The organism is Bradyrhizobium sp. Leo114, assembly GCF_055229415.2.
Genome location: NZ_JBUYEN020000053.1, coordinates 18,059 through 44,016, shown reverse-complemented (window position 1 = coordinate 44,016; position 25,958 = coordinate 18,059). Strand labels below are relative to the sequence as shown.

Here is a 25,958-nt window from a genome sequence, read left to right as displayed (position 1 = left end):
CGCCGTGAGCTCGCGCCGCGCACCCATGCTGATCCGTCCTGCCATCGGCGACACCGATCCGATTCGGTATCGCCGCCCCAACCCTGACGGTCAGTTCTCCGGTAACATTCTTGATGAGGCAATGCGCTCTGACTCATATGTGGAACGGCCCGGGCTGCAAGATCTTTCTCTGGTTGAACAAGAGATGACGGTGCGGTCATATGTTCGGCCTGTGAACGCGGCACCTGGCCGCTGGCCACGATGATATCCGCGGAAGCAATCGCCCAATCAATTTCGCGCGCTCGAAGCGCAGTGAGTCAGGCGGTCTGACTGCTACCGGGAATGTCGTCATTCAGTGTTCATCCAGATTGCACCTTGCCTCCTCGGCAGCTCTCCTCTTCCGCCGATGAGCTCTTAAGATTAGGATTTCAGCATTGCAGCCGGCGCCTGATAGATGCCGCCTCTGACTAGCAACGCCCAAATGGTGCGCGCAATCTTATTGGCAAGCGCCACGGATACGACCTTGACCGGCCGTCGTTGCAGCATGGTCCGAACCCCAGAGCGGGACTTTCAAACCTCGTTTAGCAAGCTTGATGATAGAGGTCGCACCGACGATTAAGAGTGTCCGTAGTTGCCGATTTCCGCGCTTCGATATCGCGCCGAGCCGTTCTTTCCCGCCGCTCGACTGTGCCCTCGGCGTCAGCCCCATCCAAGCCGCAAAATCTCGTGCAGTCGCAAAGCAACGAGCATCCAAGACCGATGTCCGAACGGTAGCTGCGATGAGAGGACCGACACCGGGAATGCTCATCAGACGCCTCGCGTCGGGATCTTTTCTGACGGCAACCAAAATCTCCTTATCGAGTTTCTCTATACGGGTGGTAAGTAGCTCAATTTGTTCAGCGAAGTGGATCAGGGCAAAGCGGGCGGTAGCGGGGATCCTATCGTCTTCCCTGTCCCGGAGCAGCCCCAGAAGTTTCGTGATGCTTGCCATGCCTGTCCCCACGACAATGCCCAATTCGGCCATATGAGCGCGCAGAGCATTTGCAGTCTGACTCCGCTGTCTCATCAGCATCTCTCGCGCTCGCAAGATCATGCCGGCTGCTTGTTGTTCGGCAGTCTTCATCGGTACGAACCGCATCGTCGGCCGGGTGACCGCCTCACAAATGGCTTCTGCATCCGCCATGTCGGTCTTATTTCGTTTGACGTAGGGCTTCACGTAGGCTGGCGGCATCATGCGGACCGAGTGCCCCAGCGCGGCGATCTCGCGCGCCCAGTGATGCGCACTTGCGCAGGCCTCCATACCCACCAAGCAGGAGGGAAGTCCGCGAAAGAAAGGCAGCACCTGCGATCGTCGCAACGTGCGGCGAACCAGAACTTTCCCGCTTTCGGTTATGCCGTGAACTTGAAAGATCGACTTAGCCAAATCCAAACCCACTGTGATAATCTTCTCCATGGAACGGTCCTTCCTTTGTGGCGCTTCTCAACGCGACCACGTTAGGCACTTTTGATGCCGGTTCGAAGGGCCGTTCCACACCATCACTTTTGATGCACTGGAACTCTGGATTGGAAAGGATTCATAATTCTATTTCAGAATGTCGGTTTGAAGCTCGAGAGCCTCGGTGATCGCGACGCAAACGCGCCCCCAAGGACCTACCAAAAATGGTCGGCCGCACTGTTACAGGAAGATGGATATACTGTCGCTCTCAACGGAGTGGGATCCGTGCCCTACACTATTAGATGTCATCGAACCGGGTTTAGCCGGAAGTATTTTTCGGTTCAAAGGTTGAGCGCAGGAGAAGCCGTGTGTAAAGCGGAGTGTCTTGACAGACCGGGAGTAGATATAGACTACATTGATACTCCATCAGACGGACGTGTTGACCTCTGCACGCTCCGGAAGTTGGCTGAGACGGAGGGCGGCTTCTAATAAGGAATTCCCAGCTCAGGTCAGCCCGCCGCAAGGCGCCTTTCCTCGGAGGCACCTCTTCCCGCACCAGTTGACGGGTAAGCCACTCCAGACGGCATGCGGCTTCGACGGCGCTCTTGCCTTCACAGATAGCCGCCGCAACAGCTTCGATCTGGTGCTCAGTCATTTTGCGGAGAGTTTCGGTACGGGACTCGTCACCCATCGTGCAGCACTCCCGTGCGGAACAAACGTTGTGAGCTTAGCAGTTCCATTTGCTAAGTTCCCTGCGAGACTGACAGTTGTCCTCCAAACCATCTGGCGTTGCCGCGAGGGTGTTCGCCGGGCGGAACACCTGGTTCGCATTGCGTTCGCCAAACGTACCAGTGGAGAACAGTCGCCTGAGGCGGGCTGCACGGGAATCACAATGCACGATAGTTAAAGGGCAGCCCGGCACTTCAGCCGAACCGCGCCCTATCTGAACGTCTGTCAGTCCAACCGGCTGACTGCCCCACGCCTCATCGTCATCCGCCGTCCGAACTCGAACGTCTTCGGCTCTGGCTTCGAGTCGCCCCGCTTGTACACACTCACAGGTTTTCGAGGCCCTCGTCCTTGCCGCCGCCTTCACACACAGCGAGCTATGCGGGATTTTGGGTGACGAGGTGATCCGGGGGACGTCGTTTGCCGGCATTGGATGACCTCGATGCCGTCATTGAATCTGACACCCGCGATCAGCTTCGGCAACTGATTTGTGCCTTTGAGCCGCCGCCAGGCTTTTGATGCGGCGATCACCAGCTTGCGCGACAACGAGCCGCGCACCGTTCTGTGCCGCACGGTGCGAAGTGCTCTCGATGGGGTTGGTAATCGGTATGAGATGTCTCGGTGCCAACGTTCCGCTGCGGTGTGCAACATCGTGGCGTATGGTGCGACCATCGGGACAGAGCCACCGGGAGCACGGTGCGGGCAGGCCGATACACACGATTGGCCAAGAGCTCGCGTCAGTAGCTGGCCGCCTCTGCGACTCGCCCGGTTGCGCCGAGAGCGCGAATCCGTAGTTGTCGTGTCGCCCGCAGCTCCCGTCATGTGTCTGGCAGAGACGCGAATGCGACGCTGATTGGTATTGATGTCCAGCGAACCTTCGGGAAATTGTTGGGAGAACGGCAGGCTTCGACATGCACGCCGCATTGATGACGCGGACTGCGCTGCAGGGATTTGGCAAGACCCTGTTGGCCAGTGAGAAGTTGTGCTCGAAGCGACCGGCAACAGCATGGCGGTCTCGCGAGTGCTGGCGCCATTTGTGGCGCGGGTGATCATCGCTAATCCGTTGCAGGTGAAGGCGATCGCCCAGGCCTACGTCAAGACCGAGAAGATCGATGCTGGCACGCTCGCCAGTCTGCAGGCGGCGGATACCTGCCGCAGATCTGGACGCCTGACGCGAAGACCAAACGCAAGCGCAGACTGGTGGCACGGCGCTACCAGGTCGTGCGGCATCGCACGCGGCTCCAGGACGAGGTGCATTCGATCCTGCACGCACACTTGATCCCGAAGTGTCCACATGCCGATCTTTTCAACGCCCGCGGCCGGGCGTGGTTGGCCACTCACAAGTTGCCGGACGATGAGCGAGCGGCCATCGATCGGCACGTCCGTGAGCTTGACCGGCTGCGGAAGATCTGCCCTGCTCGACCGCGACATCGCGCAGGACGCAATTGAGGATTCCGCGGTCAACAGACTGATGACGATCACTGGCGTGAATCTGGCGGTCGCCGCCGGCATCGTGGCGGCGATCGGCGACATCAGCCGGTTCAACAGCGCGCAGAAGCTGGTGAGCTATGTCGGGCTGAACCCGCGGGTGCGGCAAGTCGCCACTGGGAGCCGCCCATCACGGCCGTATTAGCAAGATCGGCCGCAGTCATGCGCGCGCCATGCTGGTCGAGGCGGCCTGGTCAGCCGCCAAGGCGCCGGTCCACTGCATGTGTTTTTTCGTAATGCCGGTTCTGGCCGCGGCGGACGATCCTAGCGATAGGCTATAGCACGTGGGGTTAACTCCAGGGCCGCACCCCCATCTCACAGGTCGTCCGTCAAGGTGAGTCCTAGTGGCTCCAAAATCTCGCTGGCGGAGGATCCGGAGCTTTGGCTATGCCAACGTATAGCTTTCGAAGGAATTCCTCCGCTGCCATTTTTGAGGCCGACGCGATGACTGGGGCAGGCTAGGCGACGCTATGGGAGGCCATACAGTTGGTCACACTCAAACCTGTTCAAATGAGTTTCGCCATCCTGATTGGGACTGTACTGCGCATTCCAGAACACGAACGCGGAGATCGCAAAAAAAGCTTGGCAATGCGCTCAGCACGGTACAGCCTGGCCAGGGCTGGCGGATAGTTCTTCTCCAGAACCGCATAAATTGACTTCAACAACCAGGCAACCAAAAGCCAGCGCCGCCACGCTGTCCGCGATTTAGCGAAACTACTGTCCGTTAGTTAGCGAAAGCCGTGTTGTTGATCTGGATCGAGCCGTCTTGCAGTTGCTGGCGCCCGATCGAAGAGGCATCGCCGACGATTGACAGCAATAGCGCCGAGCCGAAGCGCTCCCAGAAGTGCGTGTCGATGTCGCCGTCGAACCCTGCGCGACCGAGCGCATCCGTGGCGGGGGAGGCCAGCGCCACGATGACACCTGTCGGCGTCTTGGCGCGAGCCCATAGAACGAACATCCGTTTGGAGCCGCGCCGGACATTGCCGCGATATTCGCCAACGACTTGCGTGCCCTTTTCCATGAGCACAACGTTGCCGGAATCCGACATCACGTCGCGCAGCACGACGCAGGAGACGAAGCCGGCCACATCCGACGACATTGCGGGCTCGAGCACGCAAGGGATTGATGTTCCCTGGGTAACCAGAAGATTGCGATTGGTCAGCCGCGCCGCCCGCACGCCCTCGATGGCCGTGGGTTTGAGCTTGTCGGCAAGCTCATTGCGTGGCTCGGCCCGCCCGAAATCATAGGGATTCACGGAGACACCTCCGGTCGGGTCGTTGCGGGCCGAACGTCCCGATGCGACCGGCCGATTATAGGCCAGCACCGGTGCGCGCCGCGCGCTTTCGAGCATCTGGTCGGGAACCGGCGCGGGGGCCGTCGGCGTGGCTGAGATAGGTGCGACCGGAATGGATGCCGTGGTGACCGGTGCGGCGGGTGTTTCCGCGACGGGCTCGAAGGCCGCCGCCTGGCGGATCATGAGCTTTCGGGCCGAATCCGTGACCGGCTTATCGCTTTTCCAGGTCCCTAGATGATCAGAAAGGCGAATGCGGTAAGCGCGAGCGCGCCGAGGCCGCGTTTGAGCATTGCTGTTCGACCATTGTCCGCTCCTCCCGCCGAGCAGCCCCTTTGTCACGATCCCGACGCCCTCCTGGGGCCGCCGACTGATTGTTCATCTTCGAAGTCCTATCCGTGGTAAGCGCCGGGGAAAACCATGTCCTGGTCGACGAGGACGTTGAACACATAGCCCGGTCGAATCTCCAGTGTGGGCTGGACGTTCAGGTTCTTGCTAATCGTCTGTTCGGCGACCCGGCCAAAGGTCTCGGCAAAGCTGTTTCGCGCGGCATCTGCGGGTGTCTGCCGATATGAATACGGCGAGCTCGCCGGCACCGACATATCGATGCCCGCACCGATCGCGGCAATGAGGATCGCCGAGCCGAACACCTGGAAATAATGATTGTCGACCTGATCATTGAAGCCACCATAGCCTTCCGCGTCCGTGCCTGCCATGCCTCCGATCTGCAACGTCGAGCCGTTCGGGAAGATGATGTCAGTCCAGACGACAAGGACGCGGCTTTGCCCGAATGAAATCTTGGAATCGTACCGTCCCAACAGTTTGGCGCCCTGCGGGATCAGCAGTTGATGCCCTGTGGCGCTGTCGTAGACGTTCTGGCTGACCTGGGCGGTGATGCGCCCGGGAAGATCGGAATTGATGCCGGTGATCAGCGTCGCTGGAATGACGGAGCCGCGTTTCAATTCGTAGGCGGATGTCGGCGCGACCACCTTGTTGGGTAGGTAGCCGAGTTTCTTGAGGTCCGCGTTGAAGAAATCCTCTTTCGCCGCTTGCCCGTTCGGATCGATGTTCTGCATGCCAAAGCCGGCACGCAGCGCCGCCGCGTAAAGGTCGGACGCGCCGCCTGTAAGACCGCGTGGCGTCGTCGTTGTTGATTGTGGTGCATTGCTCACGGGTGCGCTCGATGTTTGCAGCTTGCTGACATTGACGGCGAGCGGTGAGTCATAGGCGGCATCGTTGGCCTGCACGCGGGCCATACGCTGGCGTTGCCGCTCGCGCAGATATTGTTCTTGCGCCTCGCGCTCGAGACGCGCCCGCCATAGTGCGTCGGGTTCGAGCTGCGGGCCGGCCGCCGCCTCGGTCTGTTGTCGGCCGGAGAAGGGATTGCCTGCCGGCTTTCGTCTGTCCGGCTGCGGGGGTGCCGGCTGAAAGGTCTGTGCCTCTTGATCGCCGATGATTCCGTTAGCGACGCCCTTCTTCAGTTGATCGGCATAAGTCGATGCCGAGTTCGATGAGGCGGTGTCGATGCCGGCCTCGCGACGGAAGTACAGACCGCGCGAGGTCAAGCCGTAGAAGATGACAGCGAAGAACACGATCACCAGCACGATGGCGACGATGATCGGCAGCCGGTTCAGGCGACGGATTCCCCTGCCCTCCGCTCCCTCCGGAGCGCCGCCGAGCTTCAGCGATTGCGCCATGATGACCCCCTTTACCCGCGCTGCATAACGGAGAGCGGGCTGGCCGGCGATGCGCCAGCGGCGGTTGCGCTATAAGCACGGCCGAGCTCGACGCTGCCGGTCGACAAGCGCGCCAGGACCTGACCGTTGTAGGACTCGATCACATAGGCGAGTGGAATGGTCTTCTCGCCCTTGGTCTTCTGATCGGTCGCGACCGCATATCCCCAGCTCTTGAGCGACGTCTCCAGCGCCTGGCCGAAGGGCGTGCCGTCGGGCTTTAGGATGATGGTGCGATCGCCGGGCCCGACCTGCTCGGCAAATTTCGTCACCATGTCGCCGGCGATCGCAGAAGCCGCGGGACTGGACAGATCTGATGGCGCCGAGCTCGCCACCAGGGCGCCGCCGCCGCCGAAGGTCGCGCAGCCGGCGAGCGGCAGGCTGAGCACGGAGAGAAGGACAAGCCGAGGCATCGAGGAGAGCTGGCGCATCATCAACCTCCCCTCCGGATCGTCACTTTGTCTTGGTTCCAAAAGCCAACGCCGGAGACCAGAATGGCGGTGTCGATCTGATAGTCGACCACCATCATGTCGCCCTTCAGCCGATAGTTGACGATGCGGTTCTGACCGCCCGACACGACGAACAGGACCGGTGCATCCTGGCCCGAGAGCGACGATGGAAACTGGATGTAGGTCTTCACGCCGTCGCTGTAGACGCGCGTTGGCCGCCAGGACGCGTTGCCGCTCACGCTGTAGGCGAAGCTCAACTGCTCGGCGGGAACACCGGCGCCTGGAATCGTGTCGGCGCCAATGCGCGCGTTGACGTCCGCGAGGCGGACGCCGACATCCTCTGGATATTCAAAGCCGACGCGCGCCATGTATTGGGTCGCATTCGACTTGAGCTGGATGTGATAGGTTCGCCGCGAGGTCGTCACCACCATCGAGGTGACGAGCCCTGGCTCCGACGGTTTGACGATCAGGTGGATGGCTTGTCCGCCGACCGCTCCGGACGTCGCCGGTTCGACCTTCCAGCGTACGGTATCGCCAACCAGCACATCGCGCACGACCTCACCGGCCTCGAGCTCGATGTCGCAGACCTCGAGCGGCGAGCAGACGACGGAGGGCTGGACCTCGCCGAACAGGAAGACGACCTTGCCGTCCTTTCCGCGCGTCACAAGGCCGGTCGATCCGCGCCACTGGCTCGAAATTCTTGTGCCCTTTCGCTCCTTGGCGTTCATTGCCTGCGCGTGTGCGCTGACATTGGCAAGCAGCAAGCCGAAGGCGGATGCCACGAGAACAACGCATGTATGAAGTCTGATCATGTTTGGGTGCATCGGCGTCCCCGCCCCTTTCATAGTTGCGCCGTCCAGTCGAAATCGCGCAGGTAGAGACCGATCGGATTGAGCCGGATGGTCTGCTCGTCCTGGGGCGGAGTCAGCGTGACAGTGGCGATGCCGCGAAAGCGGTGCTCGCCGGTTTCCTTACCTTTCCTGTCGCGCTCGAATTCAGTCCAGTCGATCTGATAGGACTGGTTGGACAGAGCGACGATGTTGTTGACCTCGACGGCGACCGTCGTCGTCTTGGCCTTCTCGAACGGCGAGTTGCTCCGGAACCAATCATTGATCTTCTGCGTGGCGGGATCGGAGGTCCGCAGCAGCGCGTAGGTCCGATCGATATATTGCTTCTGCACGACCGCATCGGGCGTCACCGATCGGAAGTTCGAGACGAAGCTTCCGAGCGTCGCGCGCACCACCCGCGGATCCGCATATTCGATCTGCTGCGGATAGCCGGCGCTCAAGGCGGTCCCAAGCTTGTCGACTTCGACGATATACGGGACGAGCTTGACCTGCGTGCTCTGGAACAACGCGTAGGCGAAGCCGATCACCGCCATCACCATGGCGACAATGCCGATGGTGCGCCACGTCGCGGCCGCTTTTACGTAGGAGCCGTAGCGCTCGTTCCATTCCTGTCGGGCGGCGAGATAGGGGTTGTCGGGCGGATTGCGCGCGGCCATTCGAGAAAGGGTCTCCACTGATCACCTATTGGGTTGAATCGGCTCAAGTCTTTCCAGTCGATTGTCGCTGCGAGCGCCGCTGATCGAGCTTGGCGTTGGCGAGGCCGAGCGTCGACGTACCGAAGGAGCCTGGCGCGCCGATGGCCTGGTCGCGCGCGGCGGAGGCGAGCGCGCCGCCCGCCGAGCCGATGCCTTGCGTCATGGCCTTGAGGGCGGCTGCGCCAAACGAGGCGCCGTCGGCCCGCGCGGCGCTGAACCCGGCTGCCCCTGCCCTCGCGCCTCCCAGGGCGAGGCTGGCGCCGCTAGCCGCGAAGCTCGCCGCCTGTCCCGCATGCTTCACCACTTCCATGCCGCTGCCGACGGAGACGCCCTGCACGACGCCTTGTACGATATTCGGCACGTAGATCGAGATGATGAAGACGACGACGGAGATGCCACCGATCGCCAGCGTCCCGACAAAGGCGTCGTTGCCGGTGCCCGTCTGGTTGGCGAGGTTCAGCAAGGCGTCGGACCCGATCTTGGCGATCATTACCAGCGCCATGAGCTTCATGCCGACGGAGAACGCGTAGACCAGATAGCGGATGGCAAAATCCTTGGTGAAGGACGAGCCGCCGAGGCCAAGCATGATCATGCCGGCGAGCAGACCGACATACATCTCGACCATCACCGCCACGAAGATCGCCGCAACGAGCGAGAAGGAGATCACCACGATCACCATCGCGAATACTGAGGCAATCGCCAGCGCATTGTCCTGGAAGAGGCCGAACTGCGCGTTATGCGACATCGCGGAGGCGACCTTGAGACCCGCGTTGAACACATCCGCGGGCGATGCCGAGCCGCCGCCAGCACCGATCTGATAGAGGCTGTCGACGACCGCTTTCGCGAAATTCGGTCCCTGGTCGAGCACGAAGGCGAAGAAGCCAATGAACATGATCCGCCGCACCATCTCGGCGAACCAGGCGTCGAGGGCGGCGGTCTGAATGGCGAGCCAGACCGCGGCAAGGCCGACCTCGATGCCCGCGAGGATCCAGAACAACGACCTCGCCGCCTGCATGACGGTCGTCTGCCAGCCCTTCGCGGCCGTCGTCACCGAATTTTGAAGCGTCGTGAGAACGCTGCCGTCCTGCTGCGCCAAGGCAGGATGCGCAGCCACGACAATGCCGATCGCAATGATCAGAGCGAGCCCTGGTTTAATCCCACGCATCCCCGCCCCCTCCTCTACCAACGCGGTTTCATCTGCTGGCCGCCGGACGTCTTGTAGTCCTGCGGGGGTTTGAAGAAGTCGCTTGTGCGCGATGCCGCGCCCTGTGCCGGCACCGGCGCGCGCGGCGCGAAGACCAGCCAGGCCCCTGCAGCGCAGGCGCCAATCGCGATAACGACGATGATGATCGTGGACGGTCTCACCAACGGGGCTCCATGGTCTGGCCGCCGGTGGTCGTTGGCGCTGTTGCCTTGAAGAACTGCTCGCGGCGGGCCTGCGACAGATCCTTGCTCGCCTGCGAGGACTGGAACCAGGTCGCCATCATCGTGGTCTGCTGCGCGACGAGACCCCGTAGTTTCTGCATCTGGGCGACTTCCTGCGCGGCGATCTCATGGCCGACCTGCAGCGCCTTCATCTGTCCGTCGGCGCTCTCGGAGGCCGTCTGGAGTTGCGCCATCGTCGAGCTCTCGGTCGCGAATTGCTGGGAGGTGAGCCGCGCCGCCTGCAGCGTGCTTGAGATCGTGTCGCGGTTCGTCGTCGACCACGTCTGATAGGTCGAACCGAAGCTCGCGCCGTTTGGCAGATTGGTCTTGAACTGCGCGTAGCTCTGAAAGCGCTGCTTGAGCACGTCGTCGATGTTGCCCATCGAGAACGCCATGCCCTGGCCCTGGTTGACGATGTTCTGCAACTGCTTGAGGTCGTTCTCCACCTGCCCCCAGACATGCGAAGGCAACTGGGCCGTGTTCTGCAGCATGTTCTCGTAGATCCTGAGCTGGTTCTGAATCTGCTGGGCGAGCTGCAAGATCTGCTGAATCTGGTTGTTGATCTGCGTCGTGGAATGGCCGACGAGGCTCACCAGTTCGCCATTGTTAAGGATCTGCGTGAATTCGGTGGAGCCGCCGGCCGCGGCGCCGGCCAATGCCGGACCCACGGCGGGTGGTCCGATGATGATGGCGACGATGAGCGCCCTACGAAACGGCGAGAAGCGACTCGGCATGGCCGATTCCCCTTTCCTTGAGCCAGTGAACGGGCCAATTGGCCTCGGCCTTCTTCAGCGCCAGGATGCGCTTCAGGTCGTCCTTGCCGGACGCGCCGACGAAGGAGAGCGCGACAGGGCCGAGCGACATGTTGAAGAGGCGACGGCCTTCTGGCGAAGCGACGTAGTATTCGCGCTTGGGCACCGCGGTCGCGACGATCTCAATCTGCCGCTCGTTGAAGCCGATGCGCTCATAGAATTCGCGCGTGCCGGGCTCACGCGCCGCGCCGTTCGGCAGGCAGATCTTCGTTGGGCAGCTCTCTTTCAGCACGTCGATGATGCCGGAGCGCTCGGCATCCGAGATCGACTGCGTGGCGAGCAGCACCGCGCAGTTGGCCTTGCGCAGCACCTTCAGCCATTCGCGGATCTTGTCGCGGAAGACGGGATGGCCGAGCATCAGCCAGGCCTCGTCGAGAATGATCAGGCTTGGCGCGCCGGTCAGCCGTTTCTCGATTCGCCGGAACAGATAGGTCAGGACCGGGACGAGATTGCGCTCGCCTATATTCATCAGCTGCTCGATCTCGAAGGTCTGGAACGATCCGAGCTGCAGGCCGTCCCTCTCGGCATCGAGCAGCTGACCCATCGGACCGTCGACGGTGTAGTGATGCAACGCATCCTTGATTTCGCGCATCTGCACGCCCGACACGAAATCCGACAGCGATCGTCCGCGCGCCTCGGCCATCAGGCCGATCTGCCGCCAGATGGCGTTGCGATGATCGGGCGTGATCAAGACGCCCTGCACGGCAACGAGCGTCTCCACCCATTCTGCCGCCCAGGCCCGATCTGTGTCCGTTGACAAGTCCGATAATGGACAGAACGCGAGCGCCGCCGCACCGTCGAGGTCATCGCCGCCGATCTCGTAGTGGTCGCCGCCGGCGGCCAGCGTCAGCGGCATCATTGAACGGCCCTTGTCGAAGGCGAAGATCTGCGCACCGGCATAACGCCGAAACTGCGCAGCGATCAGTGCGAGCAATGTCGACTTGCCGGAACCCGTCGGCCCGAACACCAACGTATGGCCGACGTCGTCGACATGCAGGTTCAGCCGGAAGGGTGTGGAGCCGGATGCGACCTGCATCAACGGCGGGGAGCCCGGAGGATAGAACGGGCATGGCGCGGTCGGATTGCCCGACCACACCGAATTGAGTGGGATCAGGTCGGCGAGGTTACGCGTGTTGATGAGCGGCTCGCGGATGTTGGCGTACCAGTTGCCCGGCAGGCTGCCGAGGAAGGCTTCCGTCGCGTTCAGCGTTTCGATGCGCGCGCCAAAACCTTCGGCCTGGATCAGGCGACGGACCGCCTCGGCCTTCTCCTGCAGGCGCGCGCTGCTCTCGTCGAACAGCACGATGACCGGCGTGTAATAGCCATAGGCGACGAGTTGCGAAGAGGCTTCCGCGATCGCATCCTCGGTCTCAGCCACCATGGCGGCCGCATCCTGATCGATCGAGCGGCTTTGCGTCTGGAAGAGCTGGTCGATGAAGGGGCGGACCTTCTGCTGCCACTTCTTTCGGGTGCGATCGAGCTTCTGCCGCGCGTCCTGGTCGTCGAGGAACATGAAGCGCGACGACCAGCGGTAGGTTAGCGGCATCAGATCGAGGGAATTGAGGATTCCCGGCCAGCTCTCGGCTGGAAAGCCGTCGATCGCCACGACGCCGAGAAAGCGGTTCTCGACCATCGGCGACAGGCCGTGCTGGAGCTCGGCCGTAGCCAGCCAGTCGAGATACATCGGGATGTCCGGCAGGCGGATCGGGTGATTCTCGCCGGTGATGCAGAAGCGGATGAACTGGAACAGTTCATCGTAGCGCGCTATGCGCGTGCCATCGCGCTCCTCAATCTCGCGCGTTTCCATGCGCCGGATGGACAGAACGCTGGCGAGATACTGTTCGACCTCACGGATCGAGGTGCGGAAGCTCTCGATCGCCGTATCAGCATAGGAGGCCGATCGGCTCTCGGCATCGGAATAGATGTAGCGCGCGAGACCCGCGCGGCGACGCTCGGGCGGCCGCCAGGACAGGATGATCGCGTGGCGGCTCTCGAAATGTCCCCTCTCCTGCTCGAAGTGGTTGCGGCGTTCGTCGTCGATCGCGCGCGTCACCGGATCGGGAAAATGGCAGTCCTGCCGCGCCGGATAATCCGTGGTCGGCACCCGCACCGCCTCGACCTGGATCATCCAGCCGGAGCCGAGGCGCGCCAGGATGGTGTTGATCTGGCGCGAGACCTCGTTGCGCTCAGCGTCGGTCGAGCTCTCCGAGTCCGGCCCGGCAAAATACCAGCCCGCCATCAGCGAGCCGTCCTTCAACAGCACGATCCCGTTCGCGACGAGCCCGGCATATGGCACGAGATCGGCGAAGGACGGGCCAGAGTGACGGAAGGAGCGCAGCGCGACCATGAGCGGACCTCAGTATCGACGCCAGGGCGTCGAGGTCGCCCGGTAGTGAGGCCGATAGGAGATGTGACGGGCATAGACCCGGCGCATCATCGGGTCGGCCTTCGCCATCATCCGAAGCGCCGCGACGACAACGATCCAGATCGCCGCGCCGAGGATTGCGGCGTACCAGGTGAGCACGACGAAGATCAGGATGACGGCGGCAAGGCCAGTTAGCAGCACGAGCTCGCGGTCTGCGCCGAACAGCAGGTTCGGCCGCGACAGCGCGCGATGGATTCGATTGCGTCGAAGATTGGCGCCGACCTCAGCCATGACCGAGATCCCCTGCCCTTCTGCCAATGGGCATCGTGGGCGCGACGTCGCCGATCGACGCGCCGCTTGCGCCGAATAGAGCGACGATCTGCGTGGCGCCGAGGAGAATGCCGGCGACCAGCACGACATACATGAGGCGTCGCGCGAAATCGTTCAGCTCGCCGCCGAAGATCAACATGCCGCCGGCAACCGCAACGGCCGCAAGGGCAATGAAGCCAGCCACGGGCCCCGTGATCGATTGCTGGATCTGCTGAAGCGGGCTCTCCCAGGGAAGATTGCCGCCGCCGCTGGTCGACGCGAAAACTGGATCCAACATCACGAGTGCGAGCAGCATGCTGCCGGCACCTACAATCATCATGCGGTTAAGCGACATGGCGCTCCTCCTTCCGGGCGTAGGATTGGGTTTGATATTGGCCCGCCGAGAAGCTCTCGACATGGAGCACGTCGCGGACCTGGCGGCCGCGATCCGTTCGTTCGATCGAGACGATCAGATCGACCGCCTCGCCGATGACCTCGCGCATGGGCTGTTGACTGACTTCGGCCGTGAGCTGCTCGAGACGGCGCAGCGCCGAAATTGCGCTATTGGCGTGGATAGTCGTGATGCCGCCGGGATGGCCGGTGTTCCAGGCCTTGAGCAGCGTGAGTGCCGCACCGTCGCGTACCTCCCCGACAATGATGCGATCGGGTCGCAACCGCATCGTACTCTTGAGCAGGCGCGCCATATCGATCGTGTCGCTCGTGTGAAGCGAGACGGCGTTCTCGGCGGCGCACTGGATCTCGGCCGTGTCTTCGAGAATGACAAGGCGGTGCTCAGGCGCGTGCGCGACTATCGCCGCGATCACGGCATTGGCGAGTGTGGTCTTACCCGAGCCCGTGCCGCCCGACACGACGATGTTGAGGCGCGATCCGATGGCGTTGCGGATGACCGCGAGCTGGTCCGCCGTCATCACGCCCTGCGTCACGTAATCCTCGAGATCGAACAGACGCGAAGCCCGCTTTCGGATTGTGAATGTGGGGGCGCCGACGACGGGCGGCAGCAAACCTTCGAAGCGATGACCGCCGATCGGCAGTTCGCCTGAAATGATCGGACGCTCGTCGTCGGCCTCCGATTGCAGCGCATGCGCGACACTGCCGATAACGATCTCGGCGGTCGCGGCAGGCAAGTTTCCGGCCGCTGCCATTCCGTGGCCGAGCCGTTCGATGAAAAGCCGGCCGTCTGGATTGAGCATCACTTCGACAACGGCCGGATCATCGAGCGCGGCGCAGATCTGGTCGCCAAGCGCGTCCTGGAGTTTGCGGACAAGCCGCGGATGCGAAGGAAGTTCGGTCATGGCAATCGCCCGCCATCGCTCACGCAGCGACGCGCTGAACGCGGCGCAGGTCGGACCGCAGGAACCGGCCTGGCCTCCTCTCGCCTCGCGTGTCGACGCAAAAGCGCGAACTCTCGACCATGGTGGATTTGCCCCGTGGCCCGCCCCCCCGGGAGCACTTGCGGGAAGGTGCACGACAACATGGTTGGGCCCGTGCTCAGGAGCAGACGGGCGCAGCCGGCAAGGTCGCCGCGCTCCGTCAGGGCCAGGATGTAGGTCGGGTCGAGCGCGTCGTATTCATCGCGCTCGCGGCCGTTCTCAATCTTTACCCGCCAACCGAGCCGGCCAGCGAACACCCGGGCGCGCAACTGATGCATCTCATCGACCAGAGACCCCAATCCGCCGTGTTCGTTGGCATCAATCGCAATTGCCCGCATTCGCCGAATCCTCCGTCGCGTTCTCGTGAACGGAGGTAAGTCAGCATGGTGCGGCGGCTCGGACCCTCTGTTGAATTAACGGGGGGCCGGCGAGCTCCCAGTTGCGTGAGTCGCTTCGTGGGCGTCGATTCTGGGTCTGTCGGCGATCGAAATCCGGCGGCAAAAGGATACGCCTGGACTGTAAGATTAACGGGGGGACGAAACGTCATCGCGGCGTTTGGGCCTGCAAGATAAGCCCGCGATAACATTGAGCAAATTAGTACGAATCAGCGGCTTACGTTGTGCTGCGAGAAGGCGCCGTTAAGTATCTGTTAACCTTAAAGGACTGGACGAAAGCCGAGAATCGTGACCTAGCTTTAGCGGGCAAAGGGCGGCAAACCGCCTACTGGCCGACAGCGAAGGAATGAATCGGCAATGGAAGCGCAGGCCCGGACCGATATTCAAATTGAAGATCCCGCCAACAAGATTATCCGGCACGCGGGAATGCTCTCTGAACATCTGCAGGCCAGGCGTCAGCAGATGTATCCCCCGGACGCTCAGAAAAGTCTACGGCATTTTATGACCCATGAGGTCTCGAAGCTGACCTCGATTCCGGAATCGACTCTCAAGTTGATGTCGAACGAAGGGAAAGGCCCCCTTCCCGCCCGGCTGGAGAACAACCATCGCGCATATACGCTCGCGCAGATTAATGAGCTTCGCGAGCTGTTTGCCGCTCAGCGTCCGGCAGATGCCTTGAGGTTCTTGCCTCATCGTCGGCCAGGCGAGCATCTGCAGGTTCTGGCGGTCGCGAATTTCAAGGGTGGCAGTGCCAAGACGACAACCAGCGCGCACCTTGCCCACTATCTGGCTCTCCAGGGCTATCGCGTCCTTGCGATCGACCTCGATCCCCAAGCGTCGTTGTCGGCCATGTTCGGTGCGCAGCCGGAGATCGATGTCCAGCAGAACGAGACCATCTATGCGGCCCTGCGCTACGACGACGAGCGTCGACCCATCGCTGACATCATCCGGCCGACCTATTTCACTGGTATCGACCTCATTCCCGGAAATATCGAGGTAATGGAGTACGAGCACGAGACGCCGCGGTATTTGTCGAAGCGGCAGGCGGACTCCGAGAGCATCTTTTTCGAACGATTGCGCCTCGCATTGACGGACGTCGAAGACGCCTACGATGTCATCATCCTCGACACGCCACCTTCGCTCGGCTTCCTGACGTTGGGTGCCATCTATGCGGCGACCGGGCTCCTCGTGACAGTCCACCCTGCAATGCTCGATGTCATGTCGATGAGCCAGTTCTTGCTGATGATGGGCGATCTCATATCGGTCATCCGCGAAGCCGGCGCGACGATGGAGCAGGACTTCCTTCGCTATGTCGTGACCCGGCACGATCCTTTCGACCAATCTCAAGTCCGGGTCGTGACCATGCTTCGGCACCTGTTCACGGAAGACGTGCTGACAGCAACCGCGATCGCAAGCTCAGCCATCGAGACCGCTGGTTTGGCGAAGCGCACGCTCTATGAGCTGGAACCGGGCAACATCTCGGCCGCGACCACCAAGCGCGCACGAGAATCCATTGATGCGGTTAATGATCAGATCCTCGCACTGATCGCTCGGGCTTGGGGGCGCGCATGACCAATAAACGTCCTTCAGGTCGATCGATCCTCGCCAATTTCGGCTCGTTCTCCGAGCCCGAGATGGCGCCGTCCAGCCCCTCTCCTTCCCCGAGCGCGGATACGCCGATCCAACCTCCGGCCCGTGTTGGAGCCGGGGTGATCGGAGCAACACAGCGTTCGCTGGCGGAGTTGCGAGGAGAGCGTGACCGGCTCCAAGCGCTGGTCGACGCCGGTGGCGGCTCGGAGCTCGATCCCTCCTCTATCGATCCATCGCCTTTCCCAGACCGGCTGCCCGATGACAGCCAGGTCGAGTTCGAAGCGCTCAAGAAACTCATCGCCGAAGAAGGCCAGAAGGTGCCGATCCAAGTCCGGCGGCATCCGATCGCCAATGGCCGGTACCAAGTCGTTTATGGCCATCGGCGCTGGCGGGCGGCCTTGGATCTCGGCATCAAAGTCAAAGCCACGGTTGTCGCGCTGTCGGACAGCGAACTTGTCGTCGCTCAGGGTATCGAGAACGCGGCACGTCAGGATCTGAGCTGGATCGAGCGCGCGCTTTTCACGTGGCGAATGGATCAGGCCGGGATCAAGCCCCGCGACATCCGAGCCGCTCTTTCGATCGACGACCCGGAGCTTGCTCGCCTCCGGGCGGTCTGCCGAGCCGTCCCGGTCGAGGTGATCGAGGCGATAGGCCGGGCGCCGAAGGCGGGCCGGCCCCGCTGGGTCGCGCTCGCGACTGCGATTGGAGAAGACCCGCCTGCGTTGGATCGGGTGCGCAAAACCTTGTCAGCTGACAAGGTTTCGACGCTGCCCTCCGACGATCGATTCAAGCTCGTCTTTGCAGCCGTAAGGCAGCCGCCGGCGCGATCTCATAATGAGTTCGAGCTGCGTAGCCCGGCAGGAAGGGTCTTGGGCAAAGCGACTTTCTCAAAGGGCGATATCAAACTTACCGTCTCCGACAAGCACGCGTCTGAGTTCGGCGCCTTCCTCGAGGAAGAGCTGCCGGGTCTGGTGGAAAGATTTTTTGACCGGGAGGGCACTGAGTGATTTTCGGCGCGCGGTCAAACCTTGTCAGATGACAAGGTTTGGTTGGGCGGCGGGAAGGGCGGAGGCCTCGGCCGAAGCCGGACGATGGCGCAACAAACACAGAGGTAGCATGCGGTAAAAAGAAAGGCCCCCGAAACAGTGTCCCGGAAGCCTCTCTCGTATGTTTGGCGGCAACGAGAATCTCACTTCCGCGAATCACAGTCAAGAGCCTCTTCGAGGCGTTGGACACCGTTTTGGTGAGCGCTTTCGCTTTGCCTAAAAGCTGAAAGACACAACCATGACGCAATCCATATCAACGACGCCCTTTGGGCGGCGGCCGATGACGCTTGGCATGATTTCGAGCCAGCTGGCCGCGAAGGCAAAGCCAGAGACCGCCATTGTTCACAAATGGCACGTCTTTCAGCACATCAAGGAGGCGCGCCAGGTTCTCGGCGCCACCGACCGTGCGCTCACGATCCTGCACGCGCTGTTGTCATTCCATCCGGAGATCGCGCTCGAGGCTGACAGCGAGTTGATCGTCTGGCCCTCCAACGAGCAGCTGATGGCGCGGGCCAACGGGATGCCGCCGACGACGCTACGCCGGCATCTCGCCGTCCTGGTCGACTGCGGTTTGATCATTCGCAGGGACAGCCCGAACGGCAAGCGCTATGCGCGCAAGGGGCAGGGCGGAGAGATCGAGCAGGCCTATGGCTTTGACTTGGCTCCGATGGTGGCCCGCGCCGAGGAGTACAAGACGCTCGCGGCTACCGTGCAGGCCGAGAAGAAGGCGCTCCGCGTAGCCAAGGAGCGTCTCACCATCCTGCGCCGGGACATCGTCAAGATGATCGAGGCCGGGCTTGAGGAGGGCGTGCCGGGAAATTGGAAGCGGTTTCAGCAGGCTTACCAGGAGATCGCCGGGCGGATTCCACGGACTGCACCACGACAGCTCCTGGAAAGCATCGGCGGCGAGATGGAAACGCTCTGGCGCGAGATCCGTGAGCTGCTCGAAACGTTCGCGAAAACACAGAATCCGGACGCCAATGAGTCCCATTCTGGTCGCCACATACAGAATTCAAATCCAGACCTTCCATCTGAATCTGAAAGAGGGCCGGCGAAGGAAGATGAAGCGGGCGGCAACGCCGCGGCGAACCACAACCTGCGGCGCTTGCCGAAGCGCGAGCTCCCGCTGGGAATTGTGCTGGATGCCTGCCCCAACATACGCTGGCTGATCAAAGGCGGCGAAATCCGGCACTGGAAGGATTTGGTGGCCGCCGCGGAGCTTGCCCGGCCGATGCTGGGGATCAGCCCCAGCGCGTGGCGCGACGCGCGGGAGGTCCTGGGTGAGCAGCAGGCCGCAATCACGCTCGCTGCGATCCATCAGAAAGCGGACCAGATCAGCAGCGCCGGCGGCTATCTGCGCAGCCTGACCGACCGCGCCAAGGCCGGGAAATTCTCGGTCTGGCCGATGATCATGGCCTTGCTGCGCGCCAAGCTCGACGGATCGAAGCCAACCCCACCGCCGACGGGCAGCGGTCCCGCCAGCCTCAAACCCGGGAAACCCACGCAAGCCGGCGCCTTCCAGGCCAGTGCCGAATTGCGTGCCTCGCTGGCCAAGCGGCCGAAATGACCCGGATCGGCGCCAGGAATGACTCCGTCGTTGAAGCCGACTCGGCTACGGTTTTTCGGGCCAACAAGGGATGGGAGAGGGTGATTTGACCGGAGACACGACATCTGTCGGCGGCGCGATCGCAGCGGCCCTGGAACGGGCCGAGGAGCTGCGCGGCCTCGGCGACCGCCCGGCTCGGGTGCGGATCATGACGATCTTTGGCGATGATCGCTCAGGTCTCACGATCAACGCCCGCATCGCGGCACGGACCCCGGCGGAACACCGCGCCCAGGAAGGCCTTGGGACACGGTGCATCCCATGGGACGAACTCGACGCGCGCGCCGGCGAGATCGTTGGCCTGGTGGACGAGGTGGTGGGCGAAGTGACGCTTGCCGTCCGAAATGCCCCGCCTGTGCCGCGGCCGAGCCGCTCGGAAGACGATCTTGAGCTTGCTGCGTTTGACGATCTCATCGACGAGATCGGCCAAACGATCACCCAGTCTGCTCTTTCCGTGCTGGAGACGCATCCGGCGAAGCAGGTCTCGCGCGAGCTGGGCAGCGAAGCCGCCATGTTAGCCGCACTGAAATTCGCAGCCCTTGCGGCTTGTACCGGCCATGTCGGACTGAACGACGCCCAGGACGAGCTCCGAATGGCGATGGGCGAGGTGATGAGCAAGGTGCGCGCTGCGGCTGAGCCGGCACCTCGACAGGCGCTGAATTCGTAAGCGGCACGCGGCTTGGCGGATTTCCGTTCGATGAATGGCCCAAAATCGAGTGAAGCTGGCTAGCCAGCAGCTGCCATCTTGATGGCTCACCGTTCCTCCTATATGCTTAGGGGAGGAGTCGTAGATGGCCGAACCGCAACTTTCAGTCCGCAGTGCCAAGGCACGAGATCTAGCCCATCGGCTTGCGCGTCGGGAGAATCGCTCGATCGCGGACGTGGTCGAACGCGCGCTGGAAGCCTATGAGGAGCGCGCGGCCGGGCGCGAACCGCCGGCGGCGTTTTACGCCCGCCTTAGGGCCAATGGCGGTGCGGATATCGACCTCGAGGCAATCATCCGCGAGGGCCGCCGGCCCCACACCGGACCCGAACTTTGATCTTTCTCGACACCAATGTGATCTCGGAGACCTTGAGGAAGGCGCCCGACGACGCCGTAATCGCCTGGCTGGTCCGTCACGATGCGGAGCTTGCGCTTCCCACGGTCACAATCGCCGAGATCGCGTTCGGCATTCAGAAAATCAGGCCCGATCAACGCGCCGAGCGCCTGGAACGCGGCTTGTTGGATTGGCGCCAACGATTCGCCGATCGGATCTTCGGCCTGACGGAGAGGCCGCGCTGGCGTATGGCGACATCATGGGGGAGGCGACACGGCGTGGCCAACCGATGTCGGCGCCCGACGGGATGATTGCAGCCATCGCCCGCGTCAACGGCGGTCGATTGGCCACGCGGAACCTAAATGATTTTGCGTCCACAGGGCTCGAATTGATTTCGCCGTGGAATTTCGCAGCCTAAGGCGCCGGCAGGGGAGCGGCGTCAAAGGCCCGCAGCCTTGGTGAGATTCACCCGGAACCGGTCGCGCCGGCGCTGATAACGGCGGGTCTGCTCGGCGCTGGCGTGCCCGAGCTGCTTCTGGACGTAGCGCTCGTCGACTTCGGCCGAGGAGGCGAGGCCGGCGCGCAGCGAATGGCCGGCGAACTTTTCCTCGCGTTCGCCTTCCGGCAGATCGGCGCGCACCCCGGCGGCCAGCGCCGCGCGTTTGACCAGCCGGGCGACCTGCTGGTCGGCCAGGCGATCCGGCCCGACCTCCTTTCCCTGGCCGGTGACGCGGCGAAACAGTGGGCCGTGACCGATCCGGGCCAGCTTCAGCCAGGTCTGCAGAGCGACGATCGGGCAGGTCGCGTCCGATGAGCCGCGGCCGATCTCGATCTCGCGCCAGCCGGTCTTGCCGCGCAGGGTGACGATCATGCCCTTGTCGAGGATCTCGATCCAGCCGCGGCCGTCCTCGGTCTGCTCGCGGCCGCAATCCAGGCCGACGATCTCCGAGCGCCGCAGGCCGCCGGCAAAGCCGAGCAGCAGCATGGCGCGATCCCTTAAGCCCCGCAGCGTGCCGCGATTGAGTGTCTCGAGCATGGCGATCACGTCTTCCGGCAGAACCGCCTCCTTCTGCCGGGGCGGGGCAGCGTGGGTGTTGCGGATCCCAGCGAGCACGGTCGCGATGTGCCGGTCCATGCGGTCCAAGGGCGTCGCGCGCTGCGTATAGTTCCACGCCAGCGCTGAGAGCCGGCGCTCGATCGTCGCGACCGAATTGGCCTGGCGATCGGCCGTCGCGGCGCCCGAGGCGCAGGCGGTGATGTAAAGCCCGACCGTCTGCGCCGACGGCGGCAGCACCTCGAGGCCCTGGCGCCGGCACCAGGCGGAAAAGTGCTTCCAGTCGGAGGCATACGCCCGGCGGGTGTTGGCCGAGCTCGCCGCCTCGACATAGCCGCGGGCGCGATCGGCGAGCCGTTCCAGATGCGCCGGCAGCCCGGTTTGTGATGGCGGGAGAGGGGAGGGGAGGTCCGCGTCGGACGGGGCGGCCGCGAGTGGTTCCGAAGCGGTCGCTGGAGGGTGGCTCATGCCGAGGCCTCCCAAGGATTGATCACCGTGGCGCCCGTATCCTCGAAATCCCCCACATTGCGGGTGACGAGGATGAGGTCGTGGACGATCGCGGTGGCGGCGATCAGCCCGTCGATATCGCCGCGCGGCCGGATCGCGGCGATGCGGCCCCATTCGACGGAGATCTGGTCGGTCACCGCCAGGATGCGGTCGGCGTGGTCGTGGCGCAGCTTGCGCAACCATTCGGCCAGATAGCCAGCCGCCTTCGGGTCCGACTTCTGCTTGAGCGCAATGCCGCGCATGATTTCGCCGAGGGTGAGGGTGCTGAGGTGAACGCTGGCCGGATCGACCGCGCGCAGCCAGCCGGTGGCCTGCACAGAGCCGCGCCGCGCCTCGGAGACGACATTGGTGTCGACCAGATACATCAGAACGCCACGTCACGGCTGGGGGTCTTGGCGCGCTGCGTCACGGCCTCGGCCAGGTCGTCATCCCAGCTGGGCTCGGCCAGCAAGTCGTCGACCAGGGTCGGCCGGCCGGAGCGGAGCGCGTCGTAATCGGCGGCCGACAACACCACGGCGGCCCGCTCGCCGCGCAGGGTCACGACCTGCGGGCCTTCGCGGCGGGCCTTCTGCACCACCTTGGAAAACTGGTTCTTGGCGTCCTGCAGCGGCCATTCCATGTTGCACGGTCCTAGCTAGACAGGCTAGCTATTTTCTAGAAGGCGTCGTCGTCGACGTCAAGGATGGGCGCCGACGGGTCGACGGCCAAAAGATCACGCCTGGAGCCGGGCTCTCAGGCGACTTCGAGCGCTCTGGCGCACCATTTTCGAAGGTCTCGGCGGCGAGATCGGGCATTCCTCTATATAAGAGAAAAACGAACGATAAGGCAACATTATCGCTCGTTGTTATCCACCGACAGGCGCGGCGGTTTGTGGCGTTTTTGATGGTGTAAAGCGCCGTGACCGATTACCATTGGTCATGCCGTCGCGCGCGCGAACCCTCCCTGACCCCCCACCGACCTTCCCACCCTTTCCAACCTGGGGCCGGCAGGCCTTATCCGGGCAATCCGTTGATGATGCGACGTTTTTCGCCGGTGCGGCACTGGCCGCGATCCATCCGATCGCCCGCAGCGAGCACCCGCTCGGCCTGCTCTGGCGCCATCGTCTGTCGCTCGCCGATGCCGCCGTGCTCGCCCGGCATGGCGGGCGCACCGAGGACGAGGCGACGCTGCGCGACCATTGGTATCTGCGCCGCGAGACCGATGACCCCGGCCCGGGCGGGCGCATCCTCAAGGCGTGGCGGTATCTCGGCGAGCGCGCCGCCATGGTGCCGGACGACTGGATGATCACGCTGGCCCTTCGGTTCGAACTGAGCTTCGACGACGCGTTCGTGGACGTCGTCACCGCCGCAGCGAAGCTGGCGGCCGGGCAGGGGAGCGCCGTCGCGGCCGCCGCCGAGATCGCGGCGATGAGCATGCGCTTCGTCCCTGCAAGCGAACCGCTGGCCTTGTGGCTGGCCGACATCGTGCTCGCCCACCGCCTGAAATGGCCGATCGCCGTGCCGCTGATCGCCGGCCAAGTTCGACGCGGCGATCTGCGCGCCGCGGGCAAGGTTGGCGGCCCGGACGAGGCCTGGTTGGCGGCCTGCGCGCTGGCCTATGCACGCGCCGCCGCAGCCGCATCGGATCTCTACGCCGACCTCGTGCGGCGGGCCAACCGGCTGCTCGCGGCCGCACCGAAGCTGCGCGGCCGCGACGCCGGCAGGATGGTCCTGATCCTGCTGATGGAAGACGCCCAGGCGGCGCGCCCAGGCAAGACCGCGAGCGACCGCAGCACGCGACGGCTGTTTGAGCGGCTGGTGTCGCTCGGCGCGGTGCGCGAGCTCACGGGACGGCCGACGTTTCGATTGTACGGGCTCTGAGATGGGACGGCGCGCGCGACCGAAAGCGGATCTCGACACCGAGCTCGCCGACCTGCCGCCGGAGCTGCGCTGGCGCGAATGGATGGGCCGGGTCGAGGCTGTCATCTTCGCCTCGCCGGCGCCGGTGACGCGTGAGGTCCTGACGCGCGTCGTCGGCCGCGATTGCAACCTCGATCTCATCATCGACGATATCCGCGACGAGCTCCGCGGCCGGCCTTACGAGCTCGTCTCCGTCGCCGGCGGCTGGCAGCACCGCACCCGAAAAAACCTCGCCGAGGCGATCCGGGCGGCGATCGGCACTGCCGGCGGCGACAAGGCGTTGTCGCAGACCGAAGCGCTGATCCTCGCCTGCATCGCCTATTACCAGCCGATCAATCGCAGCGAATTGTCATCCTTCTTCGGCAAGGAGGTCAGCCGCGATACCATCGCCCGTCTGCGCGGATTGGGGTTCATCGCGAGCGGCCCGCGCAGCCCGCAACCCGGCGCGCCCTACACCTACGTGACCACCAAGGGCTTCCTGTCGCACTTCGGCCTGGAGACGCTGCGCGATCTTCCGGATATGGAAATGCTGGAGGACGCCGGCCTGCTCAGTAAAGATAGAATGCTGGCCGGGGAGTTTCCGGATCCCTTGCCGGCACATGACGAGGACCAGGTCGATGACGAACAAGCTGCAGATTGACCGATTATGGCCTAGAGCTATATCGGTTAGGAGGTTGACGGGCTTCCAAAGGGAAACTACCGACCTGCGCGTATCTGTCGTTGGCCCGATAACCAAACCGGGAATGCGGAGGTGAGCCATGACCCGTCAATTAAACACATCGCCCAAACACTGATATCCGACCAATTCTCCGAGAGGCGTTGATTTCGATGATCAGTACCGAGACGCGAACTGCTGCCGGCATTCTTACTTTGACCGCGCTGCGTGGCATTGGCCCCGCAACAGCCGAACGCCTCGCGGAGCGGTTTCAGCTTCTCGCCGCCATTGCCGACGCCGAGCCTGCGAAACTGCGGTCACTAGTTTCAGCCTCGGTCATCGAAAGCCTTCATGAACCGACTGCATTGGCCAACGCTGGTGAGAAGGCTCAGCGCGTGCTCGACGAGGCCGATCGGCGCGGCGTACGTGTCCTTTCCGTGTTTGATCAAGACTACCCAACGGCGCTTCGCTCACTCCACGACCGTCCGCCTGTCCTCTTCGTCAAAGGCAAGTTGCCGCCACTTCGTAGTGTCGCTTGCATCGGCACGCGCGAGCCGTCCGAGTTTGGAGAAATCGTCAGCGATAGAATCATCGGAACACTAGTCGGTGCTGATTGGGCAATCGTCAGCGGTCTCGCGACGGGCGTCGACACGCTCAGTCATCAGGCTGCGCTACGCCATCGCGGACGGACGATTGCCGTGATGGCAGGTGGGCTTGATGGCATATACCCTAGGCAAAACGCCAAGCTGGCCGCTGAAATTCTTGAGACGGACGGCATGCTCGTCAGCGAGCAGCCATTTGGCGTGCCGCCGTCCCCCCGAAACCTCGTCCAACGCGACCGCCTCCAAAGCGGTCTCTCGATCGCGACGTTCGTCATGCAGACCGACATCAAGGGCGGCTCCATGCACACCGTTCGCTTCACGATTCAGCAAAATCGCCTGCTCTTTGCACCCGTCCCACAGGGACGACACGCGGCCGAGCCCAAGAGCCAGGGCATCTTGGCCATGACTCAACTGCCGGCGATGCGGTTCGCCGACGCCGTGCGGGCTGAGGGTGACTATCGTCGCATCCTCTTGGCGCGCTTCCGGGACGAGCCCGTGGCGGTGCCGCTGGCGAGCCGAGAGGATTACGCCTCTATGTTGGAGTTGCTGGAGACGCGCCTGATCGCCGGGGAGCAACCGGAGCTCCGACCAGCCTCTGCTTCAACCCAGACGTCGATGCTCTGAC

General features: G+C 63.1%; 27 protein-coding genes and 4 pseudogenes. 13 read left to right on the top strand and 18 right to left on the bottom strand.

Annotated features, from left to right (window positions below; all coding sequences use genetic code 11):
- Window positions 1-244: pseudogene (locus ACZIRK_RS38010) on the top strand (hypothetical protein); the annotation flags it as partial.
- A gap of 155 nt (window positions 245-399) precedes the next feature.
- Here ACZIRK_RS38010 and ACZIRK_RS38005 read toward each other — a convergent pair.
- Both ACZIRK_RS38005 and ACZIRK_RS38000 read right to left on the bottom strand, forming a co-directional pair.
- Window positions 400-1,432: pseudogene (locus ACZIRK_RS38005) on the bottom strand (IS110 family RNA-guided transposase).
- A gap of 1,071 nt (window positions 1,433-2,503) precedes the next feature.
- A pseudogene (locus ACZIRK_RS38000) lies at window positions 2,504-2,741 on the bottom strand (hypothetical protein); the annotation flags it as partial.
- Between the two features lie 381 nt (window positions 2,742-3,122).
- On the opposite strand from ACZIRK_RS38000, the gene ACZIRK_RS37995 reads away from it, so the two are divergent.
- From ACZIRK_RS37995 to ACZIRK_RS37985, 3 genes are all read left to right on the top strand, one after another.
- A complete protein-coding gene (locus tag ACZIRK_RS37995) occupies window positions 3,123-3,419 on the top strand; it encodes a hypothetical protein (protein WP_245475161.1) in 297 nt (98 codons plus the stop codon).
- Window positions 3,420-3,494: 75 nt separating this feature from the next.
- Window positions 3,495-3,773: a transposase gene (locus tag ACZIRK_RS37990; protein ID WP_245475160.1), complete on the top strand. Its 279-nt coding sequence runs from the start codon at window positions 3,495-3,497 to the stop codon at window positions 3,771-3,773.
- Complete coding sequence (locus tag ACZIRK_RS37985) at window positions 3,745-3,909, top strand: transposase (protein WP_349645142.1); 165 nt, start codon at window positions 3,745-3,747, stop codon at window positions 3,907-3,909. The genes ACZIRK_RS37990 and ACZIRK_RS37985 overlap by 29 nt, the downstream gene beginning before the upstream one ends.
- 443 nt (window positions 3,910-4,352) lie before the next feature.
- On the opposite strand, the gene ACZIRK_RS37980 is transcribed toward ACZIRK_RS37985, so the two are convergent.
- The 13 genes from ACZIRK_RS37980 to ACZIRK_RS37920 form a co-directional block, all read right to left on the bottom strand.
- Window positions 4,353-5,105: a TrbI/VirB10 family protein gene (locus tag ACZIRK_RS37980; protein ID WP_245475159.1), complete on the bottom strand. Its 753-nt coding sequence runs from the start codon at window positions 5,103-5,105 to the stop codon at window positions 4,353-4,355.
- A 206-nt stretch (window positions 5,106-5,311) separates the two neighbouring features.
- Window positions 5,312-6,616, bottom strand: coding sequence for an IncP-type conjugal transfer protein TrbI (gene trbI, locus ACZIRK_RS37975; protein ID WP_130583601.1), 1,305 nt, complete (start codon window positions 6,614-6,616; stop codon window positions 5,312-5,314).
- A gap of 11 nt (window positions 6,617-6,627) precedes the next feature.
- Window positions 6,628-7,083, bottom strand: a complete 456-nt coding sequence (gene trbH, locus ACZIRK_RS37970) for a conjugal transfer protein TrbH (RefSeq protein WP_130231275.1) — start codon at window positions 7,081-7,083, stop codon at window positions 6,628-6,630.
- Window positions 7,084-7,085: 2 nt separating this feature from the next.
- Entirely contained in the window at window positions 7,086-7,913 is an 828-nt protein-coding gene (gene trbG, locus ACZIRK_RS37965) for a P-type conjugative transfer protein TrbG (RefSeq protein WP_245475158.1), read from the bottom strand.
- A 29-nt stretch (window positions 7,914-7,942) separates the two neighbouring features.
- On the bottom strand, window positions 7,943-8,605 hold the full coding sequence (locus ACZIRK_RS37960; RefSeq protein ID WP_130583603.1) for a conjugal transfer protein TrbF: 663 nt from the start codon (window positions 8,603-8,605) through the stop codon (window positions 7,943-7,945).
- A gap of 43 nt (window positions 8,606-8,648) precedes the next feature.
- Entirely contained in the window at window positions 8,649-9,809 is a 1,161-nt protein-coding gene (trbL, locus tag ACZIRK_RS37955) for a P-type conjugative transfer protein TrbL (RefSeq protein WP_474419242.1), read from the bottom strand.
- A gap of 14 nt (window positions 9,810-9,823) precedes the next feature.
- A complete protein-coding gene (trbK, locus tag ACZIRK_RS37950; RefSeq protein ID WP_130230061.1) occupies window positions 9,824-10,009 on the bottom strand; it encodes an entry exclusion protein TrbK in 186 nt (61 codons plus the stop codon).
- Window positions 10,006-10,803 carry a P-type conjugative transfer protein TrbJ gene (trbJ, locus tag ACZIRK_RS37945; protein WP_130230063.1) on the bottom strand — a complete coding sequence of 266 codons (798 nt, stop codon included), beginning with the start codon at window positions 10,801-10,803 and terminating at the stop codon, window positions 10,006-10,008. The genes trbK and trbJ overlap by 4 nt, the downstream gene beginning before the upstream one ends.
- Complete coding sequence (locus ACZIRK_RS37940; RefSeq protein ID WP_463702735.1) at window positions 10,775-13,228, bottom strand: conjugal transfer protein TrbE; 2,454 nt, start codon at window positions 13,226-13,228, stop codon at window positions 10,775-10,777. Before ACZIRK_RS37940 ends, trbJ begins: the two co-directional genes overlap by 29 nt.
- A 9-nt stretch (window positions 13,229-13,237) precedes the next feature.
- Window positions 13,238-13,537, bottom strand: a complete 300-nt coding sequence (locus tag ACZIRK_RS37935; RefSeq protein ID WP_027584282.1) for a conjugal transfer protein TrbD — start codon at window positions 13,535-13,537, stop codon at window positions 13,238-13,240.
- Window positions 13,530-13,871 (bottom strand): TrbC/VirB2 family protein, encoded by a 342-nt coding sequence (locus ACZIRK_RS37930; RefSeq protein ID WP_455998270.1) that lies wholly within the window; start codon window positions 13,869-13,871, stop codon window positions 13,530-13,532. Before ACZIRK_RS37930 ends, ACZIRK_RS37935 begins: the two co-directional genes overlap by 8 nt.
- A 28-nt stretch (window positions 13,872-13,899) precedes the next feature.
- Complete coding sequence (gene trbB, locus ACZIRK_RS37925) at window positions 13,900-14,868, bottom strand: P-type conjugative transfer ATPase TrbB (protein WP_130230068.1); 969 nt, start codon at window positions 14,866-14,868, stop codon at window positions 13,900-13,902.
- Window positions 14,865-15,284, bottom strand: a complete 420-nt coding sequence (locus ACZIRK_RS37920) for an acyl-homoserine-lactone synthase (protein ID WP_245475088.1) — start codon at window positions 15,282-15,284, stop codon at window positions 14,865-14,867. The genes trbB and ACZIRK_RS37920 overlap by 4 nt, the downstream gene beginning before the upstream one ends.
- 414 nt (window positions 15,285-15,698) lie before the next feature.
- Between ACZIRK_RS37920 and repA the strand changes: the two genes are divergently transcribed.
- The 6 genes and pseudogenes from repA to ACZIRK_RS37890 all read left to right on the top strand — a co-directional run bounded on the left by repA (window position 15,699) and on the right by ACZIRK_RS37890 (window position 21,035).
- Window positions 15,699-16,913 carry a plasmid partitioning protein RepA gene (repA, locus tag ACZIRK_RS37915; RefSeq protein ID WP_130230070.1) on the top strand — a complete coding sequence of 405 codons (1,215 nt, stop codon included), beginning with the start codon at window positions 15,699-15,701 and terminating at the stop codon, window positions 16,911-16,913.
- Window positions 16,910-17,938 (top strand): plasmid partitioning protein RepB, encoded by a 1,029-nt coding sequence (gene repB / locus ACZIRK_RS37910; protein WP_130230072.1) that lies wholly within the window; start codon window positions 16,910-16,912, stop codon window positions 17,936-17,938. Before repA ends, repB begins: the two co-directional genes overlap by 4 nt.
- Before the next feature lie 277 nt (window positions 17,939-18,215).
- The gene (gene repC / locus ACZIRK_RS37905; RefSeq protein ID WP_130230074.1) at window positions 18,216-19,544 is read left to right on the top strand and encodes a plasmid replication protein RepC; all 1,329 of its coding nucleotides are present in this window, start codon (window positions 18,216-18,218) and stop codon (window positions 19,542-19,544) included.
- A gap of 85 nt (window positions 19,545-19,629) precedes the next feature.
- Entirely contained in the window at window positions 19,630-20,247 is a 618-nt protein-coding gene (locus ACZIRK_RS37900; protein ID WP_130230076.1) for a hypothetical protein, read from the top strand.
- A gap of 124 nt (window positions 20,248-20,371) precedes the next feature.
- Window positions 20,372-20,620 (top strand): type II toxin-antitoxin system VapB family antitoxin, encoded by a 249-nt coding sequence (locus ACZIRK_RS37895; RefSeq protein WP_130230078.1) that lies wholly within the window; start codon window positions 20,372-20,374, stop codon window positions 20,618-20,620.
- Window positions 20,617-21,035: pseudogene (locus tag ACZIRK_RS37890) on the top strand (PIN domain-containing protein). Before ACZIRK_RS37895 ends, ACZIRK_RS37890 begins: the two are co-directional and overlap by 4 nt.
- Before the next feature lie 21 nt (window positions 21,036-21,056).
- Here the strand turns inward: ACZIRK_RS37890 and ACZIRK_RS37885 are convergent.
- From ACZIRK_RS37885 to ACZIRK_RS37875, 3 genes are read right to left on the bottom strand one after another with little or no spacing between them, the layout of a single operon-like run.
- Entirely contained in the window at window positions 21,057-22,139 is a 1,083-nt protein-coding gene (locus ACZIRK_RS37885; RefSeq protein ID WP_463702736.1) for a tyrosine-type recombinase/integrase, read from the bottom strand.
- On the bottom strand, window positions 22,136-22,543 hold the full coding sequence (locus tag ACZIRK_RS37880) for a type II toxin-antitoxin system VapC family toxin (protein ID WP_130231983.1): 408 nt from the start codon (window positions 22,541-22,543) through the stop codon (window positions 22,136-22,138). Before ACZIRK_RS37880 ends, ACZIRK_RS37885 begins: the two co-directional genes overlap by 4 nt.
- A complete protein-coding gene (locus tag ACZIRK_RS37875) occupies window positions 22,543-22,797 on the bottom strand; it encodes a type II toxin-antitoxin system Phd/YefM family antitoxin (RefSeq protein WP_130231981.1) in 255 nt (84 codons plus the stop codon). The genes ACZIRK_RS37880 and ACZIRK_RS37875 overlap by 1 nt, the downstream gene beginning before the upstream one ends.
- Window positions 22,798-23,095: 298 nt before the next feature.
- On the opposite strand from ACZIRK_RS37875, the gene ACZIRK_RS37870 reads away from it, so the two are divergent.
- The 3 genes from ACZIRK_RS37870 to ACZIRK_RS37860 all read left to right on the top strand — a co-directional run bounded on the left by ACZIRK_RS37870 (window position 23,096) and on the right by ACZIRK_RS37860 (window position 25,957).
- Window positions 23,096-24,037: a DUF1403 family protein gene (locus ACZIRK_RS37870; RefSeq protein WP_474419241.1), complete on the top strand. Its 942-nt coding sequence runs from the start codon at window positions 23,096-23,098 to the stop codon at window positions 24,035-24,037.
- Window position 24,038: 1 nt separating this feature from the next.
- Window positions 24,039-24,716 (top strand): SMC-Scp complex subunit ScpB, encoded by a 678-nt coding sequence (gene scpB, locus ACZIRK_RS37865; protein ID WP_474419240.1) that lies wholly within the window; start codon window positions 24,039-24,041, stop codon window positions 24,714-24,716.
- A 188-nt stretch (window positions 24,717-24,904) separates the two neighbouring features.
- A complete protein-coding gene (locus ACZIRK_RS37860) occupies window positions 24,905-25,957 on the top strand; it encodes a DNA-processing protein DprA (RefSeq protein ID WP_130230589.1) in 1,053 nt (350 codons plus the stop codon).
- The last annotated feature ends 1 nt before the right edge of the window (window position 25,958 follow it).